This window comes from uncultured Clostridium sp. (assembly GCF_900547735.1).
Classification (GTDB): Bacteria; Bacillota; Clostridia; order Lachnospirales; family Lachnospiraceae; genus Otoolea.
The window spans coordinates 14,933-39,730 of record NZ_URHZ01000023.1 but is presented as its reverse complement, the minus strand read 5'-3'; the positions used below and the strand labels follow the sequence as shown (position 1 = coordinate 39,730).

Here is a 24,798-nt window from a genome sequence, read left to right as displayed (position 1 = left end):
TATTTCCCCGATTCCATCCCCTATTTCAACAATGCGTTTGCACGCTCGCATACCTGATAAATTTCTTCGTACTTCTGGTCAATCAGAGGAGCTACGGCCCTTGATTTTTTATGGCTGATTCCCCTGTAACAGAAATACGGTGCGATCCATCCGAGGAACCCCGGAACGGCCAGTACGATACTGAGGGTCATCAGGACAGGCTGATGAGTGATGGCAAACACAGAACCTGCCATAAACGCGGTACCTATGATGCCAATCCCAAATGCGGCCGCCGAAGCTCCCAGAACTTTCGAAGTTTCCAACTGACCGATTTCGGAAACACAGGCCTCGAACTGGCGCTGCAGTCTCGTCAACTCCGTTTTATTTGGAATTTTCCGGTCCCTTTTAAACTTTAAGATGACGGTTCCGGAGCCTGCGGCCGGTACGGAGCTTCCCTCCAGGTTCCAGCCGAAATTCTCAAAGCTGTCCGTGTAAACCGATTCCAATGTTCTCTTTACCGTTACATCCGTGTATTCATATCCGACAAACTTCGGTTCATTCTGATATTCTTTCATTCTCTTATTACCTCTTTCTTCCGTTTTTCGTTTCTTCCATCTAGCTTTCCTGTAAAAGGAAATAGGACTGTTCATTGACCTTACTGATTGCTTCCTGTTTTTCTTCCATCAATGGTTCTACTTTTCTTGTCCGGATACCTTTTAAGCCGCTGTAGAGAAATACCGGTATTACCCAGCCCAGGAAACCCGGAACCGCCGTTACAATACAAAGAGGGATGTTTCCTGCCAGATAGGAGAAAGTGGAAACTCCTAAAAATACGGTTCCTGCAAGCCCCAGGAAACTTGACACAGCCGCCGCTCCCGTTTTTTTGGAATCCTCCAGTTCATCCAGTTCTGCGGCATATGTCTCAAACTGGCGCTGTAAACGTACCAGCTCAGCCTTGTTTTCGATATTCTTATCCCGCTTAAAGGCCAGTTCCACTTTTTTATCCGAATTGTGATCTACTATCATTTTGGCAAACGGTGTTCCCGGCAGCAGCGCCAGCGGGGCGGCCATCACCCGGAGCGGTCCCCAGATATGCTTTACAATAGCCGGACGACTCCCGGAACACTGCCAGCCGTAATTTTTCATACTGTCGATCCAAAGCGCCTCCCGCTCCTTCCTGACAACTACATCCTTATACTCATATCCGATAAAATCTTTTTCCATTTCTCATATCTCCTTTTTTTCTTCATGTTGCAGCTATTCTACTGCGGTTTTGTTTCCGTAATAATTCAGTTTTGTTTCCAAATTATTAATTGTGTTTCATCTTCCTGTAAAAACAGAAAAACAAAAAACAGAAGAACAAAAAAACTTCCTTTATGGGTCCTGGTCCGCCATCCGGCAAACCATTCTAAACCATAAAGGAAGTTTAGGAGATAAATAATTTCAAACTTTTATAATTTGTGTACCATCAAGAAGCAAAATTCCATTCTCTTGTTCTACCCATTCACTCTCTTGGCAAATTCTGCAATATACGGTTTGAATTTTTTCTTTTCCTCCTCCTGCATGACAAGAGGAATTGCAAAATCTGTTACGGTCATGGAAAAAAAGCGGCCGCTGTCCTTAAAGAAAAAGGAAACTTTTCCCATAGCACCAAACTTCACTTCCTGTAACATCTCTTTTGTGATATGGAGAATAAAATCAGGATCCACCTCCATTGATTTAATGGAAGGATAAGGAACCGCCATAATGTACATTTCGTCTCCTCTGTAGCGCACAATAAAAATGGGCAGGGAAGCATATCCCGTCTGAATCCGGTCATATCCCTTCACCGTGGAGATGGCATCTTTAGCCCCCTGGGCCATAACCATATCAAATCCTTCTGTTTCGGGAACCGCATGAAGCGCGCCCTCTTCCGCTGATTTTAAAAACACTCCGTATTTTTCATTTTTTCTTTTGCTTGTCACCTTGACGAGCAGCAGGGCGAACAGAATCGTAACGCCAAAAAACAGAATCAGATACATCGTCTCATACTCCTTTTATTTTTAATTGTTTGTTTTTTCTATTTGCCTTCTGCGGAACCGAAGACCTCTTTGATCTGCTTCTCGCTCATCTCCTCCACTCCCGAAAGTTTTCCCTGATCATACTTTGCCTGCAGGAAAACATCGGAATCTACGCCCCGGTTATAATACCGGTCTTTGCTGCCGCTTCCTGAAGCCGTTCTGTCGATGAATCCGCGTACCGGCTCGCCGTAATAATACAGTTCCCTGCTGCTCACTACATACGACAGGCCATAGGGAATGTATGCCTTATAGGGAATATCCGTTTTAACCGCTCCCGGATCCAGGGCGTTGCTGCCGGCAAAGATTACATTAATATCACCGGCATCAACACGCACCTTGAGTTTCGATGAACCGCCTTGGCGTGCGCAGTGTTCTCTGTATTCGGTGCCGTCCACATATATCTCTCCCAAATCCACCGTCAGATCATATTGATATGTATCGGCTTTCGCCGTTGTCTCCATCCGGACGTCTCCCAGAGCATTATCAATGGTGACAGTTCCCTGTATATTTCCACACAATAAGATATCACCGGCATCGCCCCTCACCGATGTTGACCGGGATACTTTGCTGTCCAGAACCTGTACTGCTCCCAGATCGGTGTCCACTTTTAGTGTCTGCATGGAAACCCGGTTTAACAGGATTTCCCCCGCGTCGCAGTATGCCTGCATGGATGTGATGTTCCGGTCCGCTATCTGGATGCCTCCCAGATCCGTCTTCACGGAAACCTGATCCAGAACGGCTGTTTCCGGCAGGTAGATAATGACCTGGCCCCCGATGGCTCTTTGAAGTCCAAGAGAGCCGTGCTGACGGGTAAAGACGGAAAGTTTGCCGTCTTTCACCTGATAATCCGGTTTCAGCCGTTCGTCACACCATGACATCTCGATCCCATAGTCCGCCGCAGTTAAGAAAGTGACATCGGCAAGCTCTACGGCGATGTCAATATTGGTAAACGGCTTCAGTCCCATCTTTGTCTCTCTCTGCAGAGTGTCCGCCACGGCTCCTCCCCCTTTTTCCGAGGTCACGGCCCGATTGGTCCGTCCCCCGGCGCTGGCGGTAGAAACGGATGTCCCTGCTAATAAAAGAGCCATCATGGACACCATTGCAATTTTATACATATTCCTCCCTGTAATTCTCTTCATACCTTCGTTCCCCTTTCTAATTTGTTTCCGCACTCCCGGAAAGAAGTTGGAGAAAAGATTCTATATTCTTTCCCTGACCCGGATATTGACCGAAACTCAATTTGTATGAAACTTCTATCCTCATCTTTCTTCTGCCGGCAAACAAAAGCTTTATAATTTCACTGTTGGGATAACGTGATTTCTTCCTGTTCACAGAAATAACAGGCAGCGGTATCCGTTCACGCCACACAATTTCTTCCATCTCGGGCTTTTTAAGGGCTGCCAGAAGAATGTTCTTTTCTGTTATTCCGACAAAGCACGGCTGTATTTTACAGCGCCTCCCCTTGCCTCCCCTGAGCGTGACGGCACAAAAGAATCTGGCTTCCGTCTTTTCTCCGTCCTCCGATACCTCCGGCAGCGCCTGCTCTATCACCTGTTTGCATTCCTTCTGAAACTCCCTGTATTTTTCAGGTTCCAGAAAGGAAAAGTCCCTCGCGGCCGCTTCGCTCCCCGGCCATTCCTCTTTCAGTTTGCCGCACAGGCCGCGTGCCTGTTCCAGGTCCCCCATAAGCGACGCGCTGTCCGCCATGTGACAGACCGCTTCCGCCGACAGCGGATCTCTGTAATAAAAGATGAGCATCCAATTTCTATAACGATCCAGCCATGGATATTTCTTCAAAAACCGGTATTCCTTTTCAAAAGCGGCGTATGCGGCAGGATAGTCCAGCTTTTTGAAGAGCTTCTCTCCTCTCCGGCCATGTCTTCTCACAACCATCTCCGGGATAAATACAAGGGCGGCAGCCAGGAAAAAGAGTCCCTGCCAGGCATCCGCGGTCCAGCCAAGCCTGAGATTCAGGTATACCGTACCAAATACCACGGCAAAGATAAGAAGCGCTGTTTTCAGGATCCACCAGAAAGGAATCCTTCTCCGGGTTCCCTTTCTCTTTTCGTATGGTTCCTTCTCAGCGCCGCTCCTGCCGTTCATACTTTTTACCTCTGTTTCCGCGGCCGGCCCGATGCCGGGGCGGCGTATTCTCCGATTCGCATACTCCTCTTCCTCATTTACGAATACAATTCCACGAATATGATGGATCTCAGACTCTCATTATACTCTAACTCACCTGATAAAGCCAGGTGTACAATTGACCTTTGCATTAAGACCTTCGCGCGAGGGCGTATCCTGCCCGGAGGGCTTTTTATATCATAGGAGCACTTTCCGATGATATAAAAAATCAGCGGGCGGTTTACCGCCGCCCGCATCTCCTGATAAATTGTTCGATTGTCCACTGTTCTGTGCACCCTCTGATTGGCACCCTCTAATATATCTCGGGATCAGCCCGGTAATAGGTGACGGTCAGATAATTCCCCGCATGAATACTGTCGTCTATCAGACAGTTCATGCTCTTTAACTCACGCACATACTCCTCCATCGTCTTCGCCGAATGGTGGTTATACTTCTCAGCCAGGTTCCAGAGTGTGTCACCCTCCTCCAGACGGATACTGGTGTAATACTTACTATAGCTTACGGCCGGTTCCTCCTCGGCCATGGCCTGCATCAGATTATGCCCGAAAAATCCTGAACTCATCATAGCAAACAGAACAAGCAAAACAAGCATCCCCTTCTTCATCCCCATTTCCTCCTTGGTAAAACAAATATATGTTCCAAACGTATGTTCTTATCTCTATCTGTATTATATAGAGCGAACGTGTGTTTGTCAATACTTTTAAGCGAAAATACCGAACAAAGGTTTGCATTTTTTTCGAACATATGTTACTATTATACATACAGAGGAGGTACATATATGGCACAGGGTAAAATTACCGATAAACAGAGAGAAATATTAGAATATATTAAAGAAACGATACTAAAGAAGGGCTATCCTCCGGCTGTCCGTGAGATCTGCGAAGCCGTGCGGCTCAAGTCCACATCCTCCGTCCATTCCCATCTGGAGCAGCTTGAGAAGAACGGATACATCCGACGCGACCCTACGAAGCCCCGTACGATAGAGATTATAGACGACACATTCAATCTGGCCCGCAGGGAGGTAGTTAATGTTCCGCTGTTAGGTACCGTTGCCGCCGGAGCGCCGATTCTGGCCCAGCAGAATATTGAGAACTATTTCCCGATTCCCGTGGAGATGCTTCCGAATAAGGAGATCTTCATGCTGAACGTCAAGGGAGACAGCATGATCGACGCCGGAATTTTTAACGGTGACCGCGTCATCGTGGAACAGGCCAACACAGCAAGAAACGGAGAGATTGTCGTTGCCCTGGTGGAAGACTCCGCCACGGTCAAAACATTCTATAAAGAGAAAGGCCATATCCGCCTGCAGCCTCAGAACGCCTCCATGGAACCGATCATTCTCGATGATGTACAGATCCTCGGCAAGGTAATCGGCCTCTTCCGGTTAATGTAATTACAATTTAAGACGGAGTATTAAGAGAAGGCGGACATTGCTCCGGTCCGTTTCCTCTTAATACTCCGTCTTCCTGATCTTGAACTATGTACACTGAAAGAATCTTAAAAAAACGGCAGAAATGCACAGGCCACGGCAAAAATAAGGGCCGGCAGCATATTGGCTACCTTAATCTTCTTCTGGAACATCAGATTGACACCCACACAGAAAATCAGCATGGAACCGACCATCGACATATTGGATACCGCCTGCGGCGTCAGAAGCGGCTCTATCACCCTGGACAGCAGCGTAATGCCTCCCTGGAACAGGCCGAGAGGGATAACCGAGAAGATGCAGCCCTTTCCCATCGAGGATGCCATAACGAACACGATAATCGCATCCAGAACCGCCTTTGCACAGAGCATGGAAATGTCGCCCGTGATTCCGTCCTGGATTGCGCCGACGACGGCCATGGCGCCGATGCAGATTGTCAGGGAGGTAGTGACGAAGCCGTCCACAAAGCTGCCGTCGCTGCCGCTCCCCGTCTTAATCTTGATCCACTCCCCGAAGTCCTCCGTATGCTTTTCAATATTCAGAAACTCTCCAAACAGCGCTCCCAGGGCCAATGAGAAGATAATCATCATTGTGCCTCCGGATACAATCACGCCGCCATCCACCGATAACATCTCCGTGAGCGTTCCGCTGATACCCAGAAAAATGACGCAGAGTCCCACGGCCTGTATCAGAATATTTTGAAAACGTTCCGACAGTCCCTTTTTTATCATCATACCAAGAATACCGCCGCCGATTACCCCGGCGCAGTTTATGACAGTTCCAAGTCCAGGCATTTTATAACCTCTGTTCTTTGAATTCTGAAAACTCGCACATTAGTTTACATAAAATAATTATGTTAACCAACGCGCGAGTTCGATTTTCTTTTCTTCGTTTCTTACCTCTTCCATTCTAAAAAACGGAAACCGGTCTTTTACTGTAAGTCGTCAATACTCGCGATCTGCTTGCCGTCTCTCCAGATGCGCTCCAGATCATAGAACAGCCTGTCTTCACGTGAGAATACATGGACAATGATATCGTTGTAATCCATCAGAATCCAGTTGGCCGTATTGTAGCCCTCTATCTGACGGCACTCGTGGCCTTCCTTCAGAAGCTCCTCTTCCACATTGTCGGCCATGGCCTGTACCTGGCTCGCGTTGCTTCCGTCCGCTATGATAAAATAATCTGCGAGAATGGATACTTCACGGATATCAATGATTCTGATATCTTCTCCTTTTTTGTCTTCCAGTGCTTTTACGGCGATTTTTGCCATTTTGCTTGCCTGTGTCATTCTGTGATATTTCCTCCTTTAAATCAGCCAGAGGACCCGTTTGGGTCACGGCTTCTTCCATTCTGCGCATTCTCTCTGCGTCACAATATTCAAAAGCAACTCTGGTCATATCGTCTATATAAGCGCCGGACTCCTCTAAATACTCGAGAATTCCCTTCATAATCTGGTACAGGGCCTCATCGAGATCTTCAAATGCCAGCTTTCTCATCTCGGGAAGCCGTGGCGCCCTGTCTCTGCGCGGTTCTATATAATCCGCAATATAAAGTATCTTGTCTAAAAGCCCCATAGCCGGTTTGCCCGTGGTATGGCATGCGATGGCCTGCAGTATCTCGGGATCGTTAATCCCATATTTATGTTCCGCCATCCAGGCTCCCAGTTTCGCATGGATCGTGGCCGGCGCACTCAGCTCATTTTCGGTCAGTTCAATTCCTTTGTTGCGGCACTTTTTGATGATTGCCGCCTCATCGTACCGTTTTGCACAGTCGTGAAGCAGGCCGGCCAGCTCCGCTTTCTGCAAATCATACCCATACCGCATGGCCAGCGCGATACATGTATACGAGACGCCGAGTGTGTGTTCGTAACGCATCGGGTGTAATTTGTCCTTCAGATGTTCCCGGATCCTTACAAACTCGGGAACCGGAAGGTCTTTATATGAATTTTGCTTACTCATCTTACGCCTCCCCGGCAGGGATTCTCCTTACCGTTCAGCCTGAATCTGCTGTCTAAAGACTCCGCCGGTGACGAAGTGTCAGAGGTAAAGTCCGTGTTCTTTAATATACCGGTACACAGGCTGAGGGATCAGGCCCTCCACCGGCTCTCCGGAGGCAATCCGCTCCCGGATGTCCGCGGACGCCACATCGATCTCCATACAGTGGAGTCTCATGATCCGTGCACCGTACTTTTCTTTCAGATATTCGATCTGGGTATCCAGAGAACGCTTCTGTTCCTCGCATTCGCGGCCTGCAGCAAGAAAGGTAACCGCACGCAGCACATATTCGGGCCGATACCATTTTTCAATATCGTGGATGGAATCAGCTCCCACAATAAAATAAAATTCCGTATCCTTATATTCTTCCCGAAGAAGGCGCAATGTATCCGCTGTATAGGTATTCCCTCCCGTTCGCCTCACCTCAAAGTCGGAAAGGCGGAAATAGGGTGTTTCCCGGATTGCGGCCTCCACCATGGCGCAGCGGTCCTCGGAAGATGTGATCCTGTGATCTCTTTTATGGGGCGGAGTCTTTGAAGGCATATACCATACAGAATCCAGGTCATATTCCTTATAAGCCTGATGCCCAAGCATCAGATGGCCCACATGGATTGGGTCAAATGTCCCCCCCATAATTCCGATTCGTTTCATAGCCTGTCCAGGCTCCTTTCTTTACTTGGGCAGAACGATCTTTCTCTTTTTCTCGTCCTTTGCCTGCTTGTAAAGCACAATTTTTTTGCCGATTACCTGGACAACCTGGGACTGTGTGCGCTCAGCTAATACCTCGGCAATTTCATTGCCGCCATCCATACAGTTCTTCAGAACACTTAATTTAATTAATTCCCTGGCCTCCAGAGCCTCTGCCACAGCCGTGGTCAGTTCCGGGGTAATACTGGCTTTTCCGATCTGAAATATCGGATCCATTGTCATTGCAAGGCCTTTCAAGTAGGCTCTCTGTTTACTCGTCATTAATCTTACGCTCCCGCTTTCCTCTTAAATTCTTTACTGTATCGTTTTATTTATAATAATCAAATTCCAGGCCGTACATGCGGACGGTATCGCCCTCTTCGATTCCGGCCTCTTCCAGATCGGCAAGTATTCCGCCGTCCTTCAAGAATTTCTGGAAGAACTGGAATCCTTTTTCCGAATCCAGATTAGTGTAACCGAGCATCTTGTCAATCTTCGGTCCCTCCACTACAAACACGCCGTCCTCGGTGCGTTCTACCGTATACGGAAGGTTTTCCGCCTGGAACTGGTATTCAAATTCTTTTTCGAATATAATCGGTTTCCGATCCACCGTCTTTAAAAGTTCGTTGACGTGATATAAAAGTTCTTTCACTCCCTTGCCCGTTACGGCAGAGATAGGAAATACCCTGATTCCCTCCGGCTCGAACTCTTTTCTGAGGCGCTCAATCGGATCCTCCTCTTCGCCGTCATAAATCGCATCCGTCTTGTTCGCCGCAATTACCTGCGGACGTGTGAGCAGTTCAGGGTTATAAGCTTTAAGCTCGGCGTTGATTGCCCTGATATCGGCTATCGGATCGCGTCCTTCCGTGGATGCCGCATCCACGACATGAACCAGGACTTTTGTTCTCTCAATATGCTTTAAAAAGGAATGGCCAAGGCCGATTCCCTGGGATGCGCCCTCGATGAGGCCCGGGATATCCGCCATAACGAATCCCTGTCCCTCGTTTAAATCCACAACTCCAAGATGGGGGTTGAGGGTGGTAAAATGATAGTTGGCAATCTTCGGTCTTGCGTTGGATACCCGTGAAAGCAGCGTGGATTTGCCCACATTGGGGAAACCTACCAGTCCGACGTCGGCAATTACCTTCAGTTCCATCTGAATCCAGAGCTCCTGCGCCGGCTGTCCCGGCTGGGCATATTTCGGAACCTGCATCGTGGAAGTGGCGAAGTGCATATTTCCAAGGCCGCCTTTGCCGCCCTTTAAGATGACCTCGCGGCGGTTCTCACCGGACATATCGGCAATTACCTTGCCGGATTCAAAATCCTTGAGCACCGTGCCTTCCGGAACACGGATCACAAGATCCTGTCCATTCGCGCCGTGGCAGCGTTTCTTACCGCCCTGTTCCCCGTCTTCTGCAACATATTTACGGACATGACGAAAATCAGTCAGGGTATTGAGACCGTCATCCACTTCAAATATAATATCTCCGCCTTTTCCGCCGTCCCCTCCGTCCGGGCCGCCGGCGGCTACATAAAGTTCCCTGCGGAAGCTAACATGGCCGTCTCCGCCTTTTCCGGATTTTATAAATACTTTTGCACTATCGGCAAACATAAATTTCTCCTTTCACAGGTGCATTAAGATAACACCGTGTTCCGTACCGCTCCAAACTGCGCTCCGGCTCCACCGGTGTTTGAATGCCGGGCGCAGGAAAACTCCGCCGGACATTTAATGAAAAAACAGCTCCATACATTATGGTATGGAGCTGTCTGAATTATTCGTTAATTGCTCTTGGGTAAACAGAAACCTGTTTTTTGTCTCTGCCCTTTCTTTCAAATCTGACAACACCGTCAACCGTAGCGAATAATGTATCGTCTCCACCGCGACCTACGTTGATGCCTGGATGAATCTTTGTTCCACGCTGTCTGTACAGAATGTTGCCAGCTAATACGAACTGTCCATCGGCTCTTTTCGCTCCTAATCTCTTGGATTCGGAATCACGGCCGTTCTTTGTAGAACCAACACCTTTTTTATGAGCGAATAACTGAAGGTTCATTTTAAACATGAGTTACACCTCCTTAAATCGGATTTTGATATATTCCTCTCCATATGCCTCTTCTATATTCTTAAGTCCAAGAACAAGCGAGTCCATAAGGAGTTTTGATTCTTTACTGACTTCCCCGGTAAACCGGAATGTAAAATGCCCTGTCTCTTCCTCGACACTCCCGTCAAACCCGTCGTCGGTAAACCGTTCGACAGAATTCGCCATGTTGAGGGCAAGCGCTGATGCGGATGCACATATTATGTCCTTTCCGTACTCATCATAACCGGCATGGCCTTTTAATTCAATTCCCCTGGTATTTCCTTCAGAATCTGAAAATACGTTTACTCTTATCATGGTTTCAATTAAGCATTGATCTTGTCAATCTTAACTTCTGTAAAGAGCTGTCTGTGACCATTCTTCTTATGGTATCCAGATTTTCTCTTATACTTGTAAACGATAACTTTCTTGCCTTTTCCTTCTTTTACTACAGTTGCGGAAACTGTAGCTCCGTTAACGGTTGGGCATCCGATCTGCATCTCACCGTTGTTAACAGCAAGAACCTGATCAAAAGTAACTGCTTCTCCAGCAGCCGCACCAAGTTTTTCAACTTTGATTACATCGCCCTCGGCAACTTTGTACTGCTTACCACCTGTTGCAATAATCGCGTACATATGGCACCTCCTATTATCATTACTCGCCAGCTTCGGCGGCTTTACGCACTTATAGCCTCGCTGTGCGGCACACTAGATTATACTAGCATTTTCCAGACTGGTTGTCAATCATTATTTTAAGAAAATTGTAATTATTCAGTGCCTTCATAATTACCGCTTCACGATGCACAGCAACAGCAGAAAACGCTGTTTCGCGCTGGCTAAACTCGGGATTTTCATGCAAAACGCATGAAAACGCCTCGCGGAATACTACCTTCTGGACAGTTACAGAAAATTCCACCCTATACAAGCGACGGGATATCCCCTTTAATTGACCGGTTCACGGCGTAAAAGTTCATCCTTTTTCCTGATTTTACAAAACAGCAGAAAGGCAACAATAGCTCCCACACTCTCCGCCGCGATAAAGGAAACCCAGATTCCGGGCAGTCCGAACGGTCCGTGCAGGAAATAGGCCAGCGGAAGGGTGATGACGAGCTGCCTCAGCAGAAATACCGCCAGGGAGTCGAGTCCGTTGCCCATTGCCTGGAACATGGTCGGAAGGATGAAGCCCACCGACGCGGGAAGGAAGCTGACCGCAATAATACGAAGCGCCGGAATCCCGATCTCGAGCATCTCTTCATTCGCATGGAATAAGGAAAGTAAAGTTCCCGGTATGCTCTCAAACAGCAGACAGCCCACTCCCATGATCAATAGGCAGATTACGGCGCTGTATTTAAGGCACTCCAAAAGGCGTTTTCTGGAACGGGCGCCGTAGTTGTACCCCATGATGGGCATGGCTCCCTGGGAAAGGCCGCTGGCCGGCATAAAGACAAAGGTCTGAAGCTTATAATAGATGCCGAACAGGGAAACCGCCGTATTGGAAAACTGAATCAGAATTGCATTCAGTCCCATCACGAGGAGACTCCCCAGCGCATTCATACAGGCATTCGGCACGGCAACGGCAAGAATCTGGCGTACGACCGAACCGTGAAAGCGAAATCCCTTAAAGCGCAGCTTCACATCGTGGGGAAATACCACAAGGACCAGGAACGAGAGGCTCATGGCGGTGAGCTGGCCGATGATTGTCGCCACGGCCGCTCCCGTGACGCCCATGGACGGACAGCCGAAGTATCCGAAAATCAGGATCGGATCCAGGATAATATTGATAACCGCACCGATGGCCTGCAGCGCCATTGGAAAGATCATCTTTCCTGTGGCCTGAAAAATCTTTTCGATACAGATATGGATAAACGGCCCAAAACAGAAGCCGACGCAAATTCTTGCATAGAGAAGGCCGTCTTTCAGGATTGCCTCGTCGTTTGTAAACATCCGGAAAAATGGCCCGATTCCGAATGCCCCGATGGCCGCAAATAATATAGAAGCAGCGGCTGCAAGAAGAAGGCCGTGGACCACCGCGCTGTCCGCTTCTTTTTGTCTGCGTTCTCCCAGTTTCCTGGCAATGTAAGAATTGACGCCGACTCCGATTCCCACCGAGCAGGCAACAATCAGTGTCTGCAGGGGAAAGGCGAGCGACACCGCCGTCAGGGCATTCTCACTGTAGCGCGCCACAAATATACTGTCCACAATATTGTAGAGAGACTGTATCATCATGGACAGCATCGGAGGAAAGGCCATGGATAAAAGCAGCGGAAGCACCGGCTTTGTCCCCATCTTGTTTTCCTTCACCGGCTCCGCCGCGGATGCCGCATGACCAGTCTCTGTAAAATCCGTCTCATCAGTTTCTATTGTTTCCATATTCAAACCTCCTAAATCAAATCTAAAGTAACTATTCAGCATCTTTATAGACACCGCTCCGCAGTGCATCACCTCCTTTACGGGACTTTCCTGCGAGTGCGCCTCCTGCCCGGAGGACTTTCTTATCCGGCACGGCAGCTCTGCAAGCTCTCCAGCCGAAGTACAAAGAATGCCGCCCGCGGGATTCTTGCGCAGCCGCGCGGCTGCTCCAACAACTATTTACCTCTGCGCGGCATGTGCATCCTCGCGGAGCGTTTTTTAATTCATAGGACGTAATTTCCTATGAATTAAAAAACAGCCCTCTCCCTGCTTTGGTAACATAAAAGCAGTAAAGATGGGCTGTGAACAGCACTTATGTAAAATTGCAACCATGCTATTCTACCATAGAGAGTGTAAGCTTTCAAGTCCCTTTAAAAAGAGGGACGATTTCCGTTACTGCTCACAGGTAGTATTCCGCGAGGTGTTTTTTGTGAGTGGAGCATAATGGAAGTCACAGACAGCGGGCCCCTTGGGTCAAACACGAGGGTGGCGGCGCGAAACGGCGTTTTTTGCCGTTTCTGCGCATCGCGCAGCGTGTTACTGTTCCATCGCGCATTGCGGTGTGACAGCGCCCATACTTCTTGCCCGGTTTCCGCATCTGATGTATAATGACTTCGATTACACCTGGAGGATATGAATATGAAAAACAATGTACCGGTTTTTGCGCAGCGCCCGTCCGGATTTTCCCTGTTTCTGCGATGCTGCTACGGATATCTTATCAACGGAATGGCCGTCCTGATCATCGGCTCCATCCTGCCTTCCCTGATGAAAGAGGGGGAACTGAGCTTTGCCGTGGCCGGCGCCATGCTGTCCTGTATGGCAGTAGGGAATTTTCTGGCCTGTTTTCTCTTCCCTCTCCTTTCTTCGCGGCTGGGAACCCGCCTTTCGATCGCTTCGGCAAGTTTTCTGATGCCTGCGGCCCTTTTTCTGCTGACGTTACTTCCTCCCGTGCCGGTTCTTTATCTGCTGATGTTTCTTTGCGGGATTGGCAGGGGAAGTATCTCCATCATCAATAACCGGGCGGTCAATGATATCTTTGAAAATCCGGCAAAGATGCTCAATTATCTCCACTGCAGCTTTGCCGTAGGCGCGTTTCTGGCTCCGCTTGCCACGGCCATGATGATAACGGCCGGGCTTGGCTGGAGGGCCATTGTCTATATCATCACCGCGCTCTGCGCCAGCTCCGCGCTTCTCTATGGAACGGCCGATTACTCGGTTATGGAGATTGCTCCGGCCCAGCCCGCTCATGACGGGGAATCCGAAGCCGCGGCCGAACGGTTATCCGGAAAAGCGCCGGAAAAGCAGCCGGGAGCCGAAGGTTCCCCCACCGCCTTCCTCCGCCTCCCCGATTTTTACTGTATCAGTTTTCTGCTCTTTTTCTATCTGGGTCTTGAGAACTGCGTCAACGGCTGGTTTGTCACCTATCTGCAGAGCACCGGGCTGGTCTCGGAGGCCTACGCTTCCACCCTGGTCTCGATCACCTGGATCGTCATCATGGCAGGCAGGCTCTTCTGTGCCGCGATGCTGGGCCGGTTTTCACAGGGACTGCTGATTCTCTTCCACTGTCTGGGGAGCCTTGTCTGTTTCCTGTTTCTGATCGGCTCCCACAGCCTGATATCCGTCACGGCCTCTTTAGCGGGACTGGGCTTTTTTATGTCGGGGATCTATCCGGTCTGCATCGCCGACGCCGGAATCTATATTAAGGGATCCACGCTGGGAATGTCGGTCCTGACCGCCATCTCCGCCCTCGGCGGCATAGTGACTCCGCAGTTAATCGGGCTGATTGCCGACCGCACCGGAATGGTCCAGGCCATTACCTTCCTCACAGCCAGCGGTTTCTGTATGGCCGGGCTGGCCGCAATTCACCTGAAAGCTGCGCCGCATGTTTTAAGGAAGCGGCCTGAAGGTTATGAAATAAAAAAAAGAAACTGAGAGGCTCAGTTTCCAAACTATAAGGGGATGTTGCAAAACCTACGTTAACTAGTTTTGCAGCATCCCCATTTTTGTTTTTTTGCCAATTTGTTCCGGTACAACCAGAAACGCTCTTTCCGCATGTCCTGCAAGACAATTCCCTGCTCCCACAGACATTGAGTCTTTACTATCCCCGAGTAACTCCGCTTGTTTTTTCTTACGGACCATTCCCTTTTAAACGCCCTCTCTCATTCGGTCAGGGATGTCATCCTGCGCCTGGCCTTTCGTAAATCCTTTTGGAGAAACTCTTTTTAATAGGTAAGTATAGGTTATCCCTTCCTGTTTTGGAGGGGAACGTTTTCAGGAACTGCCTCAGGAGCATTTTTATCCGTAACAGAATGAGGTTTAATATTTTAGAAACAAAAAATAATCAAATCACAAACAATTCAATTATAAAATAGCCTCATCAAAGACAGGGCTTGCCGATGAGAATGAGTAAGCATGTGGAGAGGAGGTGAAATGTATGGGAAAAATCGTTGTTGTTGCCGTTGCGGCTGCTGTTGTCACAGCCGTTGCCGTAATTATAAAAAGGAAATAAGGCGTTAGGAATAACGCAGTAAGAAAGTTATTATGGATATTATGGAGGATACGCATATGAGCGAATATAAGCTGAAACCCGGAAAAATCGGAGAAACCGTAATCGGGGCATATAAGAACGTGGAAGGAAAATTTACAGATTCATTTTTGGAAAAAAATAAAGAAACCCCTTCGGGCTATACCCTGAAAAGCGGTCAAATGGCAACAAAGGCGACGGCCCTATACCGGAAAATCGAGGATACCGTAGTGGGAGGCTATAAAAAAGTAGAGGATGCCTTTGTGGATGCATTCCTTGAAAAGGAGGAGAAGGGAGAAGAACCTGCGGAGCAGAGTCCCCGTCACAAACATCGGAGCCGGGGCTGTTGAGGGATATAGGAGGGCTGATATGGAACTGAAGATGGAAGAAAACAATGAGCGTACAATTACCGTGTTATTTACAAGGTATTACAGTATCTTTTCAAATTTCATCTATTGGGCCGGCGGAAAAGGCTACACACATGCGTCCATTTCGCTGGACGATTCCAACGAATATTTCTATAGCTTTAATTTCAGAGGATTCAGGAAGGAGTATCCGGGAAGACATAAAAAGAGGATCGGAGAAAGCGTTTGCTATCGTCTGGAAATATCCGGTGCAGATTTTGATAAAATGAAGTTAAAAATTGCAGAAATGGAGAAGGCAAAAGAGCAGTTTCACTATTCGAAGGCAGGTGTTTTCCTTTGCCTGCTGCATATTCCCTGGGATTTTAAAAGCCGCTATTTCTGTTCCCGTTTTGTAGCGGAGCTATTGTCTTTATCAGACCGGGTTTCTTTAAAGAAAAGGGCCTCTCTATACCTTCCCTGCCAGTTGGATCGGGAGATCCGGATGCAGAACTGCCTGAAAGAGGTGCTCTGTAATCCTGTATAATAACTTGCCATGTGTTCCGGAACCCCTGCGTTTTAGCTGCTGCTATGAAATAGGCGGATATGATTTTTTGTCGGTGCTAATTCTATATAGTTCTGTTATACTGGTAAATATAGTATTACTGTTCACAGCGCAATGCGGTGTAAACAGTAACAATATAGTAAAGCGGGATTAATATGTTCTGCCGAATGGTGTTGATTAATGCCATGAAATGCCTTATAATTATGCGTTGTGGCACATTGGTTTGAGCCATAACGCAAACCCAAAATACTGTGCGAACAGCATAATAAACAAGGAAAAATAATGAGAAAATTAGCTTTAACTGATGAAGTATTATTAAGTATCCAGCAGCCTGCCCGCTACATCGGCGGTGAGGTCAACATGGTGAAAAAAGACCCGTCCAAGGTGGACGTAAGGTTTGCCATGTGTTTCCCGGACGTATATGAGATAGGAATGTCCCATCTGGGCATCCAGATTCTCTACGATATGTTTAACAAACGCGAGGACGTATACTGTGAGCGCGTTTATTCCCCATGGACGGATCTGGACAAGATCATGAGGGAGAAGAACATCCCGTTATTCGCGATGGAGAGTCAGGATCCGGTGAAGGATTTTGATTTCCTCGGAATTACCCTCCAGTATGAGATGTGCTATACCAACATCCTGCAGGTCCTCGATCTGGCCCATATCCCGCTTCATGCGGAGGACCGGACGGAAGAAGATCCGATTGTGATAGGCGGCGGGCCGTGCAGCTATAATCCCGAGCCGATTGCGCCTTTCTTTGACCTCTTCTACATCGGTGAGGGCGAGGTGGTTTATTTTGAACTTCTGGACCGGTATAAAGAGATTAAAAAGCGCGGCGGAACCAGAAAAGAATTCCTGGAAGCGGCGGCGGAGATTCCGGGTATCTATGTTCCTTCTTTCTATGAAGTATGGTATAAGGAGGACGGAACCATCGAACGCATGGTTCCCGTGAATCCCCATGCTCCGGACAAGGTGGAGAAACAGCTTATTATGGATATGGAAAATACCTGCTATCCGGAAAAACCAATCGTTCCGTTTCTTAAGGTAACCCAGGACCGCGTCGTCCTGGAAATTATGCGCGGCTGTATACGCGGCTGCCGTTTCTGCCAGGCTGGTATGGTGTACCGTCCCGTCAGGGAGAGAAGTCTCGAAGAACTGAAGAACCTGGCATATAAGATGTTAAAAAGCACGGGCCATGAGGAAATTTCCCTGAGTTCCTTAAGTTCCAGTGACCATACGCAGTTAGAGGGGCTTGTGACCTTCCTGATAGAGGAGTTTGACGGCAAAGGAATCAACGTATCTCTTCCTTCCCTGCGAATCGATGCGTTCTCACTGGATGTTATGAGTAAGGTGCAGGATGTCAAGAAGAGCAGCCTGACCTTTGCGCCGGAGGCCGGTTCACAGCGTCTTCGAAATGTCATCAACAAGGGCCTGACCGAGGAAGATATCCTGAACGGCTCCGCACAGGCGTTCAAAGGCGGATGGAACCGTGTGAAACTTTATTTCATGCTGGGTCTTCCGACTGAGACGGTGGAAGACATGGAGGGAATTGCGGAGCTTTCTGAAAAAGTGGCCGAGGAATACTATAATATTCCAAAGGAAGAACGAAACGGAAAAGTTCAGGTTACCGCCAGTTCCTCCTTCTTTGTCCCGAAGCCGTTTACCCCCTTCCAGTGGGCCAGAATGTGCACCAAACAGGAATTTCTCGACAGGGCGTACATTGTAAATAAGAAGATGAAGGAAATGCTCAACCGCAAGAGCCTGCGCTACAACTGGCACGAGGCGGATCTGACCGTCCTCGAGGGCGTGCTGGCGCGGGGCGACCGGAAGGTGGCGGCCGTGGTGGAGGAGGCCTACAAGAACGGCGCCCTCTACGATTCCTGGTCGGAATATTTCCACAATGAAATCTGGATGCAGGCATTTGAAACCTGCGGTGTGGACATTGATTTCTATACCGTGAGGGAGCGCAGTCTGGATGAAGTGTTCCCATGGGATTTCATCGATGCCGGAGTGACAAAAGAGTTCTTAAAACGTGAATGGAATAATGCGGTCAAAGAGACCGTGACGCCGAACTGCCGAGCAAAATGTTCCGGCTGCGGTGTGGCAAAATATAAAGGAGGGGTCTGCTATGAAAATAAGAATGAAGTTCAGTAAGCAAGGCCCGTTAAAGTTTATTGGCCATCTCGACATTATGCGCTATTTTCAGAAGGTGATGAGAAGGGCGGATGTGGATATCCGTTACAGCGAGGGCTTCAGCCCGCATCAAATCATGTCCTTCGCCTCCCCGCTCGGAGTGGGCATATTAAGCAATGGGGAATACGTAGATATCGAAGTGAACTCCACAGAGGATTCCCGCACAATGATGGAGCGGATCAACCGGGAAAATGCGGAAGGTTTCCGCGTATTAAGCTACAGAAAACTGGATGATGCCGCGAAAAATGCAATGTCCCTCGTGGCTGCCGCCGATTATACGGTATGGTTCAAAGAAGAGTATGAGCCGGAGGATGTCCCCGGATTTATGAAAGGCCTGCTGGAGTTCTGCGGCAGTGAATCGATAGAAATAGTAAAGAAGACCAAAAAGGGTGAAAAAACCATGGATCTGCGTCCCTACATTTATGAGGCGTATCTGACGGATGAGAATACCCGGATCTTTTTGAAGATTTCATCCGGCAGCACGGCCAACGTAAAACCGGAACAGATTATCGGCGCTTATTACAGTTTCCTTGGACAGGAATATCCTGTCTTCGGGTTCCAGGTGCAGCGCGAGGAAGTTTATGCCGACGAGGGCGGGGAAGAAAACCATCAATTTAAAGCATTGGAAGAATACGGAGCCGAGATTGAATAAACTGATTGTAACCAAATGGAAGGGAACGATCCTGACTGCACTGATGGCCGACTGCAAGTGCCGCTCCCTGAATCTGGAGCAGGAGGAAAGCAGCAGCCTCCTGGGCAATATTTATATTGGAAAAGTGCAGAATATCGTGAAAAATATCAATGCCGCTTTTGTAGATCTAGGCGGGGGAAAGACGGGATACTACAGCCTGACGGAGAACAGGATCCATCTGTTTGCCGACTGTCTTCCTGCTCTCTGTCCGGACCGGACGGTCAAACAGGGGGATGAGCTGGTGGTCCAGGTGGCGCGGGATGCGGTGAAGACAAAAGATCCCGTTCTCAGCAGTTACCTGAATTTTACCGGCAAATACGCTGTCCTGACCATGGGCAAAAACCAGGTCGGTTTTTCCGTGAAAATCCGGGACGAGAAGTGGAAAGAGGAAGTAAAGGAATATCTGGACGCACTGAAGGATGAGCGTTTCGGCGTGATTGTCAGGACCAATGCCATGGGTGCGGCAAAGGAGACAATCGGGCGGGAGGTGCTGACGCTTAAGGATAAGATGGAGGAGCTGCTGTCAAAAGCCGCCTGCCGGACCTGCTATTCCGTGCTGGAAAGCGCGGAGCCTTCTTATATTGCGGGACTCCGCGATACGTTTGCGGGCAGCCTGGAGGCAATTATCACGGATATTCCGGAGTGCCACAAGAGGATGAAAGCCTATCTGGAAGAGAACCAGCCGGATGATGCAGGGAAACTAAAGTTTTATGAAGATTCGGCGGTTCCCCTGATTAAGCTGTACAGTCTCGAATCTGCCATGGAGGAAGCTTCCGGCCGCCGGGTCTGGCTGAAATCGGGAGGCTATCTCGTGATTGAGCCGACGGAAGCGCTGACGGTTGTGGATGTCAATACCGGGAAATATACAGGGAAAAAGAACGTGGACGACACCATCCTTAAGATCAACCTGGAGGCCGCCGCCGAGACGGCAAGACAGCTGTGCCTGCGGAACCTGTCGGGAATTATCATTGTGGATTTTATCGATATGACGAAAGAGGAGCACAAGAAACTTCTGCTGGCCCGCCTGGAAGAAGAGCTGAGAAAAGATCCGGTCAAGACCGTGCTGGTGGAAATGACAAAGCTGGGACTCGTGGAGATAACAAGAAAAAAAGTGAGAAGACCATTTTACGAAATGCTGAAAGAGAGTGTCGCACAATGACGTGAAATCATTTTGATTTCGTGTCAGGAGCGATGCTCCTGTTTTTTTGTATAAAAAATCCAGATAGTGAGCCATCTCTGACTCCCATCTGGATTTTTGGGCGTTAACAGCGGCCGTCACACAAAGGGCTGTTGCCCGAATCATGTACCTTTTCAAAGCCGCTCTCCTCTCATGATTTTTCTCGGTATATCATGGGAACTTGAAATCAAGCTGAAAACCCTGTGAAGAATCTGTGTTTTGTAAGCCGCTCATTCATAAAGCGGTACTTCGGCCCCACCCCCGGCTGTTTTCCCGCACCGTGACAAAATTACGGTAAATGCCTTCCTGGCGGATCAACTGTTCATGGGTGCCTGCCTGAGCAATCCGTCCGTCTGCAATCACAAGAATCTGATCCGCCTCCCGGATCGTGTTCAGACGGTGGGCGATCACGAATAACGTCTTACCCAGGCACAACTGGCTGATCGCTTCCTGAATGCAGCTCTCATTGTCGGCATCCACGCTGGCTGTCGCCTCATCGAGAATGACAATCGGCGCATCCTTCAGGATACAGCGGGCGATTGAAATCCGTTGCCTTTCGCCGCCTGATAAGGTCTCCCCGCCTTCTCCTATCACGGTCTCAAAGCCCTCAGGCAGCGCCATAATGAAGTCATAGCAACGGGCCTTCCTTGCCGCTTCCAGGACCTCCTCACGGGTGGCGTCCGGCCGGCCCATGCTGATGTTGTTATAAATGCTGTCCCGAAATAAGTATACCCGTTGGAATACCATACTGATATGATCCATCAGGTCGCTGAGCCTCACCTCCCTCACGTCTTTTCCGCGAATCAGTACCTGACCGCTGTCCACATCCCAAAACCGGGTCAGCAGGCTTGCAACCGTAGACTTTCCGCCGCCGGAAGGACCGACCAGAGCAAGCATACGGTTTCCCGGCAATGTCAGGGAAACATCGTGCAGCACCTCCTTTCCGCCGTATCCAAAACTCACATGCCGGAATTCAACCTCCGGTATACTGCTTTTCTCCGGGATGGAGGATGTGCCGTCATCCGGCAGCTCCTTCTCTGCAAACACCTCTTCAATGCGGTCCATACAACTGCTCATGACCGTCAATCGGGTTGTCTGGCTGTACAATGCCTTTATCGGGCCAAACAGGTCGAAGACAAACAATAAAATACCCACCACATAAATTACGTCCAAAAGGCCGCGGCTGCTGAGTAAAAGTGAAATTCCGACAATGATTGCAGAACCCACACCATAGGCCATGTTCAGCCGCCGCTGGTAAGGGGCATGGTTCTCCTCAAACTGAATGGCCGTGCGGCGGCTTTCAGCAAAATTATCCGTCAGTTCCCTGGATTTATCCCCCAGCAGGTTATAGGTTTTGATAATACCAATCCCCTCTGTAAAGCCTAATACCGCATCGGTCAGTTTCTCATTTTGCTCCTGTTTAACCGCAGAGTCTCCGGCGCTTTCCTCTTTCATGCCTTTTGCAATCAGGAGAATCGCGAGCACAACGCCAATGGCGGCCAGACCAATCCAAACATTAAAGAAAAGGAGGAATATTATCATAATGGCCTCGGAAAAGAGATAGCTCATCATGTCCGCCAGCACCATCATGCAATTTTCTTCAATAAATACCATATCAGACGATAAAACCGAACTTATTTTTCCAATATTGCCTTCCGTAAAATAACCCATAGGCATCTTTCTCAGATGACCGCCCAATTTCATTCTCATGTCGGAAAACGCCATGAACCCGGCGGCCGACTGAAGGCGGTCCGCAATATGGTGAAATATAACCTGAAATACAATGCATAGAAACATGGCTGTTCCCAGCCAAATACAAATTTCCTTTGTCATGCCACCCCTGTAGAATGCCGCCAGGGCTGTAAACCCCAACATGAGAGGCGCCTTGGAAAGCAGCGATTTCAGAAAGGAAAATACAAAGGCCAACTGAATTCTGCCTTTATACTCTCCTGATACGGCAAGAATCCGTTTCATCAAAGCAATCATAGTTTTTCATCCCCCTTCTCCCCGTGGGTGGTTACTTTCCACCGGGCGCTTCCCTGGGCCGCTTCCCAGAGTTTTTGATATTTTCTGCTTTCTTTCAGCAGTTCCCGATGAGTTCCCACTGCGGCAAGTTTCCCGTCATCCAGTACACAGATCCGATCTGCATTCACAATGGAATGCAGGCGGTGTGCAATGACAATAACCGTCTTGCCTCTGATGACCTCTGCGATTGCGGCATTCATTTTCTCTTCGTTCTCCGGATCCATGAATGCCGTGGCCTCATCGAGCACAACAATCGGGGCATTTTTTAAAATTGCCCTGGCCAGGGAGATACGCTGGCGCTCTCCGCCCGAAAGCTGCCTGCCGCCATCGCCTGCCATCGTATGAATACCTTGTTCCAAACGGGCCAGGAACTCCCCGCATTGGGCCTTTTCAGCCGCATCCAGCACTTCCGCATCCGACGCTTCCAGCTTACCCAAACGGATATTTTCCAAAAGGCTCGTGTTAAATAGAAATTGTTCCTGGGCTACATAGGAAATTTCGTTATTCAGCGCCTCTATGCTCATCCGGCGGATGTCCTGCCCTCCGATACTTACAGAACCTCCGGTCACATCGTAGAAGTGGACCAACAGCTTCGCCAATGTGGATTTACCGCTCCCAGACTCTCCCACCAGCGCCGTCAGGCTGCCCTGGGGTATATCCAGTGAAACCCCATGGAGCACTTCCTTTTCCTGGTAAGCAAAACGGACATTCCTGAATAGGATACTGTGTTCCTTCCCTGTGAAGGGCTCATCGCTCTGCTGAAGGGGAGGTGAGCTCATCATGGCTTCCAGACCGGCAATCTTATAGTTAATCTGGGGAAGTGTGGACATAAACCCCACTGCCCGGACCAGGGGCGCCCCAATGCCAAAAGACATGCACAGAACCAATGCCAGGTCGGGAAGGGTGGAATCGCCTTTCAGCACCAGATATGAACCGACGGGAAGGGTAAACATGGCCACACAGGGAAGTATGCTGTTATAAAGAGCCATCCAGGGCCAGCACACCTTATACCAGGCCAGCGTAAAATCGCGGTAACCGCGCACATCCTTTTCAAAACGCCTGTAGGACTCACCGTCCCGGTTGAATACCTTGACGACTTCCATTCCATTGATGTATTCCACAATTGTATTGTTCATTCTCCGCCCGGACTCATAATAATCCCCCATCCGGCTCATGCCGGATTTATACATGGCCATCATGGAAATCAGGCCGATAGGCAGCGAGGCCAGGGACAGGAATGCCAGCTTCCAGTCCACAAAGAACATGGCAATAAACACCAGGACAGGAACAAAGAGATTGCTGAATCCTTCGGGCAGCGCATGTGCAAGAAGCAGCTCTATACTGTCGATATCCTCTATGTACATCTTTTTAATACTGCCGACCCCCTTTTCCTGTATAACTCCAAGAGGCTGCTTTTCCAGCCTGCCCTGCAGGGATAACCGTAAGTTTTCCAGGGTATGATACGCGGACTCATGCGAAAGCGCCAGTCCCCGTATATAAAACACCGCATAGAGAACGCCGCAGACGGCAATAGCCAATACCCGCCAGGCCATCGCCGAGACTGTTATGGGTTCCCGCATCAGCAGCGGACTGATAATCTGATAAATAAACAAAAACGGCAGGACATTCATTATCAATCCGATTAGCATGGCTGCAATTGCCCGGTATGTAGTCTTTCGGTACTCACCGGCATATTCCAATACTTTTCCAAACAAGTTCCATTCCTCCTTTTTGGGGTTAGTTTAAGCTAACCTTATGTTTAAATTTAAGCCCTCCTTATGGAGGGACTTATTTTCGAATGTCAAACGCCAGTGCTTCATACCAGTTGAATAATCTGCATACCAGCTTACAATGTGACTCGATCTGCTCCCAACTGAAATCATGGATAAACGGCTCGTAGATTGTTGACCAAAAAGCGGATAACAGGACATGCAGTTCCTCCCTGGATACGGCCGTCCCGGTCAGCCCGCGCCTTTGGGCCTCCTGAAGATATTTGCCGGTTGATACCGTCATCTGCTCTACCCAGTCATGCTGGAATTTCGCGTAAGCCGTGCCTTCCGAACATCTTAAAAGCAGGACAAATCCGTCATGGCGTTCATATAAAAACCGGAACCACCACAACATATATTCCAAATCCATATCCCAGGCTTTAATTAGCCGGCTGTCGGAAAGCGCCGTTACGTCCACACCTCCCTTTTCATTTAAAACATCATTCAAATCAGCCACCGTATCGGCCACCAGGGCGTGAAACAGGTCTTCTTTTCCTTTGTATCGCTTATAGAGCGCTCCCGTAGTAATCCCTGCATTATCACAGATGGTTTTCAAGGATGTCTTTTCAAATCCATTCGTTAAAAATTCTTTTTTGGCACTTGATAAAATCCTTGGGTCAATGCTGCGATCAGGTATGGACATTTCTCTCTCCTTTATCCGATAATTTAATTATCGATAATTAGATTATCAGTAATTTAATTATCACTTTACCATACCAATGCATTTCTGTCAAGT

General features: G+C 48.8%; 26 protein-coding genes. 7 read left to right on the top strand and 19 right to left on the bottom strand.

Going from position 1 to position 24,798, the window contains the following annotated elements:
- Window positions 1-20 precede the first annotated feature (20 nt).
- The 6 genes from QZT18_RS09495 to QZT18_RS09470 all read right to left on the bottom strand — a co-directional run bounded on the left by QZT18_RS09495 (window position 21) and on the right by QZT18_RS09470 (window position 4,785).
- The gene (locus QZT18_RS09495) at window positions 21-554 is read right to left on the bottom strand and encodes a hypothetical protein (protein ID WP_294147122.1); all 534 of its coding nucleotides are present in this window, start codon (window positions 552-554) and stop codon (window positions 21-23) included.
- Between the two features lie 40 nt (window positions 555-594).
- Entirely contained in the window at window positions 595-1,203 is a 609-nt protein-coding gene (locus QZT18_RS09490) for a hypothetical protein (protein WP_294147120.1), read from the bottom strand.
- 272 nt (window positions 1,204-1,475) lie between these two features.
- Entirely contained in the window at window positions 1,476-2,000 is a 525-nt protein-coding gene (locus QZT18_RS09485; RefSeq protein WP_294147118.1) for a hypothetical protein, read from the bottom strand.
- 38 nt (window positions 2,001-2,038) lie between these two features.
- A complete protein-coding gene (locus QZT18_RS09480; RefSeq protein WP_294147116.1) occupies window positions 2,039-3,178 on the bottom strand; it encodes a DUF4097 family beta strand repeat-containing protein in 1,140 nt (379 codons plus the stop codon).
- A gap of 16 nt (window positions 3,179-3,194) precedes the next feature.
- Window positions 3,195-4,142 carry a tol-pal system YbgF family protein gene (locus tag QZT18_RS09475; protein ID WP_294147114.1) on the bottom strand — a complete coding sequence of 316 codons (948 nt, stop codon included), beginning with the start codon at window positions 4,140-4,142 and terminating at the stop codon, window positions 3,195-3,197.
- Between the two features lie 331 nt (window positions 4,143-4,473).
- The gene (locus tag QZT18_RS09470; RefSeq protein ID WP_294147112.1) at window positions 4,474-4,785 is read right to left on the bottom strand and encodes a LysM peptidoglycan-binding domain-containing protein; all 312 of its coding nucleotides are present in this window, start codon (window positions 4,783-4,785) and stop codon (window positions 4,474-4,476) included.
- A gap of 174 nt (window positions 4,786-4,959) precedes the next feature.
- Between QZT18_RS09470 and lexA the strand changes: the two genes are divergently transcribed.
- Entirely contained in the window at window positions 4,960-5,574 is a 615-nt protein-coding gene (lexA, locus tag QZT18_RS09465; RefSeq protein WP_294147110.1) for a transcriptional repressor LexA, read from the top strand.
- 104 nt (window positions 5,575-5,678) lie between these two features.
- Here lexA and QZT18_RS09460 read toward each other — a convergent pair whose 3' ends face one another.
- The 10 genes from QZT18_RS09460 to QZT18_RS09415 form a co-directional block, all read right to left on the bottom strand.
- A complete protein-coding gene (locus QZT18_RS09460; RefSeq protein WP_294147108.1) occupies window positions 5,679-6,401 on the bottom strand; it encodes a DUF554 domain-containing protein in 723 nt (240 codons plus the stop codon).
- A 137-nt stretch (window positions 6,402-6,538) separates the two neighbouring features.
- A complete protein-coding gene (gene rsfS, locus QZT18_RS09455) occupies window positions 6,539-6,895 on the bottom strand; it encodes a ribosome silencing factor (RefSeq protein ID WP_227030158.1) in 357 nt (118 codons plus the stop codon).
- On the bottom strand, window positions 6,816-7,565 hold the full coding sequence (yqeK, locus tag QZT18_RS09450) for a bis(5'-nucleosyl)-tetraphosphatase (symmetrical) YqeK (RefSeq protein ID WP_294147102.1): 750 nt from the start codon (window positions 7,563-7,565) through the stop codon (window positions 6,816-6,818). Before yqeK ends, rsfS begins: the two co-directional genes overlap by 80 nt.
- Before the next feature lie 78 nt (window positions 7,566-7,643).
- Window positions 7,644-8,252, bottom strand: a complete 609-nt coding sequence (nadD, locus tag QZT18_RS09445; protein ID WP_294147101.1) for a nicotinate-nucleotide adenylyltransferase — start codon at window positions 8,250-8,252, stop codon at window positions 7,644-7,646.
- A 21-nt stretch (window positions 8,253-8,273) separates the two neighbouring features.
- Window positions 8,274-8,570, bottom strand: coding sequence for a ribosome assembly RNA-binding protein YhbY (gene yhbY, locus QZT18_RS09440; RefSeq protein ID WP_125140314.1), 297 nt, complete (start codon window positions 8,568-8,570; stop codon window positions 8,274-8,276).
- Window positions 8,571-8,616: 46 nt separating this feature from the next.
- A complete protein-coding gene (obgE, locus tag QZT18_RS09435; protein ID WP_294147100.1) occupies window positions 8,617-9,900 on the bottom strand; it encodes a GTPase ObgE in 1,284 nt (427 codons plus the stop codon).
- Window positions 9,901-10,060: 160 nt separating this feature from the next.
- Window positions 10,061-10,351, bottom strand: coding sequence for a 50S ribosomal protein L27 (gene rpmA / locus QZT18_RS09430; RefSeq protein ID WP_125140312.1), 291 nt, complete (start codon window positions 10,349-10,351; stop codon window positions 10,061-10,063).
- 3 nt (window positions 10,352-10,354) lie between these two features.
- A complete protein-coding gene (locus QZT18_RS09425) occupies window positions 10,355-10,684 on the bottom strand; it encodes a ribosomal-processing cysteine protease Prp (RefSeq protein ID WP_125140311.1) in 330 nt (109 codons plus the stop codon).
- An 8-nt stretch (window positions 10,685-10,692) separates the two neighbouring features.
- A complete protein-coding gene (gene rplU, locus QZT18_RS09420) occupies window positions 10,693-11,001 on the bottom strand; it encodes a 50S ribosomal protein L21 (RefSeq protein ID WP_003503953.1) in 309 nt (102 codons plus the stop codon).
- Between the two features lie 306 nt (window positions 11,002-11,307).
- Window positions 11,308-12,735, bottom strand: a complete 1,428-nt coding sequence (locus QZT18_RS09415) for an MATE family efflux transporter (protein ID WP_294147055.1) — start codon at window positions 12,733-12,735, stop codon at window positions 11,308-11,310.
- 678 nt (window positions 12,736-13,413) lie between these two features.
- Here QZT18_RS09415 and QZT18_RS09410 point away from each other — a divergent pair.
- The 6 genes from QZT18_RS09410 to QZT18_RS09385 all read left to right on the top strand — a co-directional run bounded on the left by QZT18_RS09410 (window position 13,414) and on the right by QZT18_RS09385 (window position 20,250).
- Window positions 13,414-14,706, top strand: coding sequence for a sugar MFS transporter (locus QZT18_RS09410; RefSeq protein ID WP_294147049.1), 1,293 nt, complete (start codon window positions 13,414-13,416; stop codon window positions 14,704-14,706).
- Window positions 14,707-15,339: 633 nt separating this feature from the next.
- The gene (locus QZT18_RS09405; protein ID WP_294147046.1) at window positions 15,340-15,648 is read left to right on the top strand and encodes a hypothetical protein; all 309 of its coding nucleotides are present in this window, start codon (window positions 15,340-15,342) and stop codon (window positions 15,646-15,648) included.
- Between the two features lie 19 nt (window positions 15,649-15,667).
- Entirely contained in the window at window positions 15,668-16,186 is a 519-nt protein-coding gene (locus QZT18_RS09400) for a hypothetical protein (RefSeq protein WP_294147016.1), read from the top strand.
- A 300-nt stretch (window positions 16,187-16,486) separates the two neighbouring features.
- Window positions 16,487-18,361: a TIGR03960 family B12-binding radical SAM protein gene (locus QZT18_RS09395; RefSeq protein ID WP_294147014.1), complete on the top strand. Its 1,875-nt coding sequence runs from the start codon at window positions 16,487-16,489 to the stop codon at window positions 18,359-18,361.
- Entirely contained in the window at window positions 18,336-19,052 is a 717-nt protein-coding gene (locus QZT18_RS09390) for a TIGR03936 family radical SAM-associated protein (protein WP_294147012.1), read from the top strand. The genes QZT18_RS09395 and QZT18_RS09390 overlap by 26 nt, the downstream gene beginning before the upstream one ends.
- Window positions 19,045-20,250 (top strand): ribonuclease E/G, encoded by a 1,206-nt coding sequence (locus QZT18_RS09385; RefSeq protein ID WP_294147010.1) that lies wholly within the window; start codon window positions 19,045-19,047, stop codon window positions 20,248-20,250. Before QZT18_RS09390 ends, QZT18_RS09385 begins: the two co-directional genes overlap by 8 nt.
- Window positions 20,251-20,502: 252 nt before the next feature.
- Here QZT18_RS09385 and QZT18_RS09380 read toward each other — a convergent pair whose 3' ends face one another.
- The 3 genes from QZT18_RS09380 to QZT18_RS09370 all read right to left on the bottom strand — a co-directional run bounded on the left by QZT18_RS09380 (window position 20,503) and on the right by QZT18_RS09370 (window position 24,705).
- The gene (locus tag QZT18_RS09380; RefSeq protein WP_294147008.1) at window positions 20,503-22,254 is read right to left on the bottom strand and encodes an ABC transporter ATP-binding protein; all 1,752 of its coding nucleotides are present in this window, start codon (window positions 22,252-22,254) and stop codon (window positions 20,503-20,505) included.
- Window positions 22,251-24,008, bottom strand: a complete 1,758-nt coding sequence (locus QZT18_RS09375; RefSeq protein WP_294147007.1) for an ABC transporter ATP-binding protein — start codon at window positions 24,006-24,008, stop codon at window positions 22,251-22,253. The genes QZT18_RS09380 and QZT18_RS09375 overlap by 4 nt, the downstream gene beginning before the upstream one ends.
- A gap of 73 nt (window positions 24,009-24,081) precedes the next feature.
- Window positions 24,082-24,705 (bottom strand): TetR/AcrR family transcriptional regulator, encoded by a 624-nt coding sequence (locus tag QZT18_RS09370; RefSeq protein WP_294147004.1) that lies wholly within the window; start codon window positions 24,703-24,705, stop codon window positions 24,082-24,084.
- Window positions 24,706-24,798: the final 93 nt, after the last annotated feature.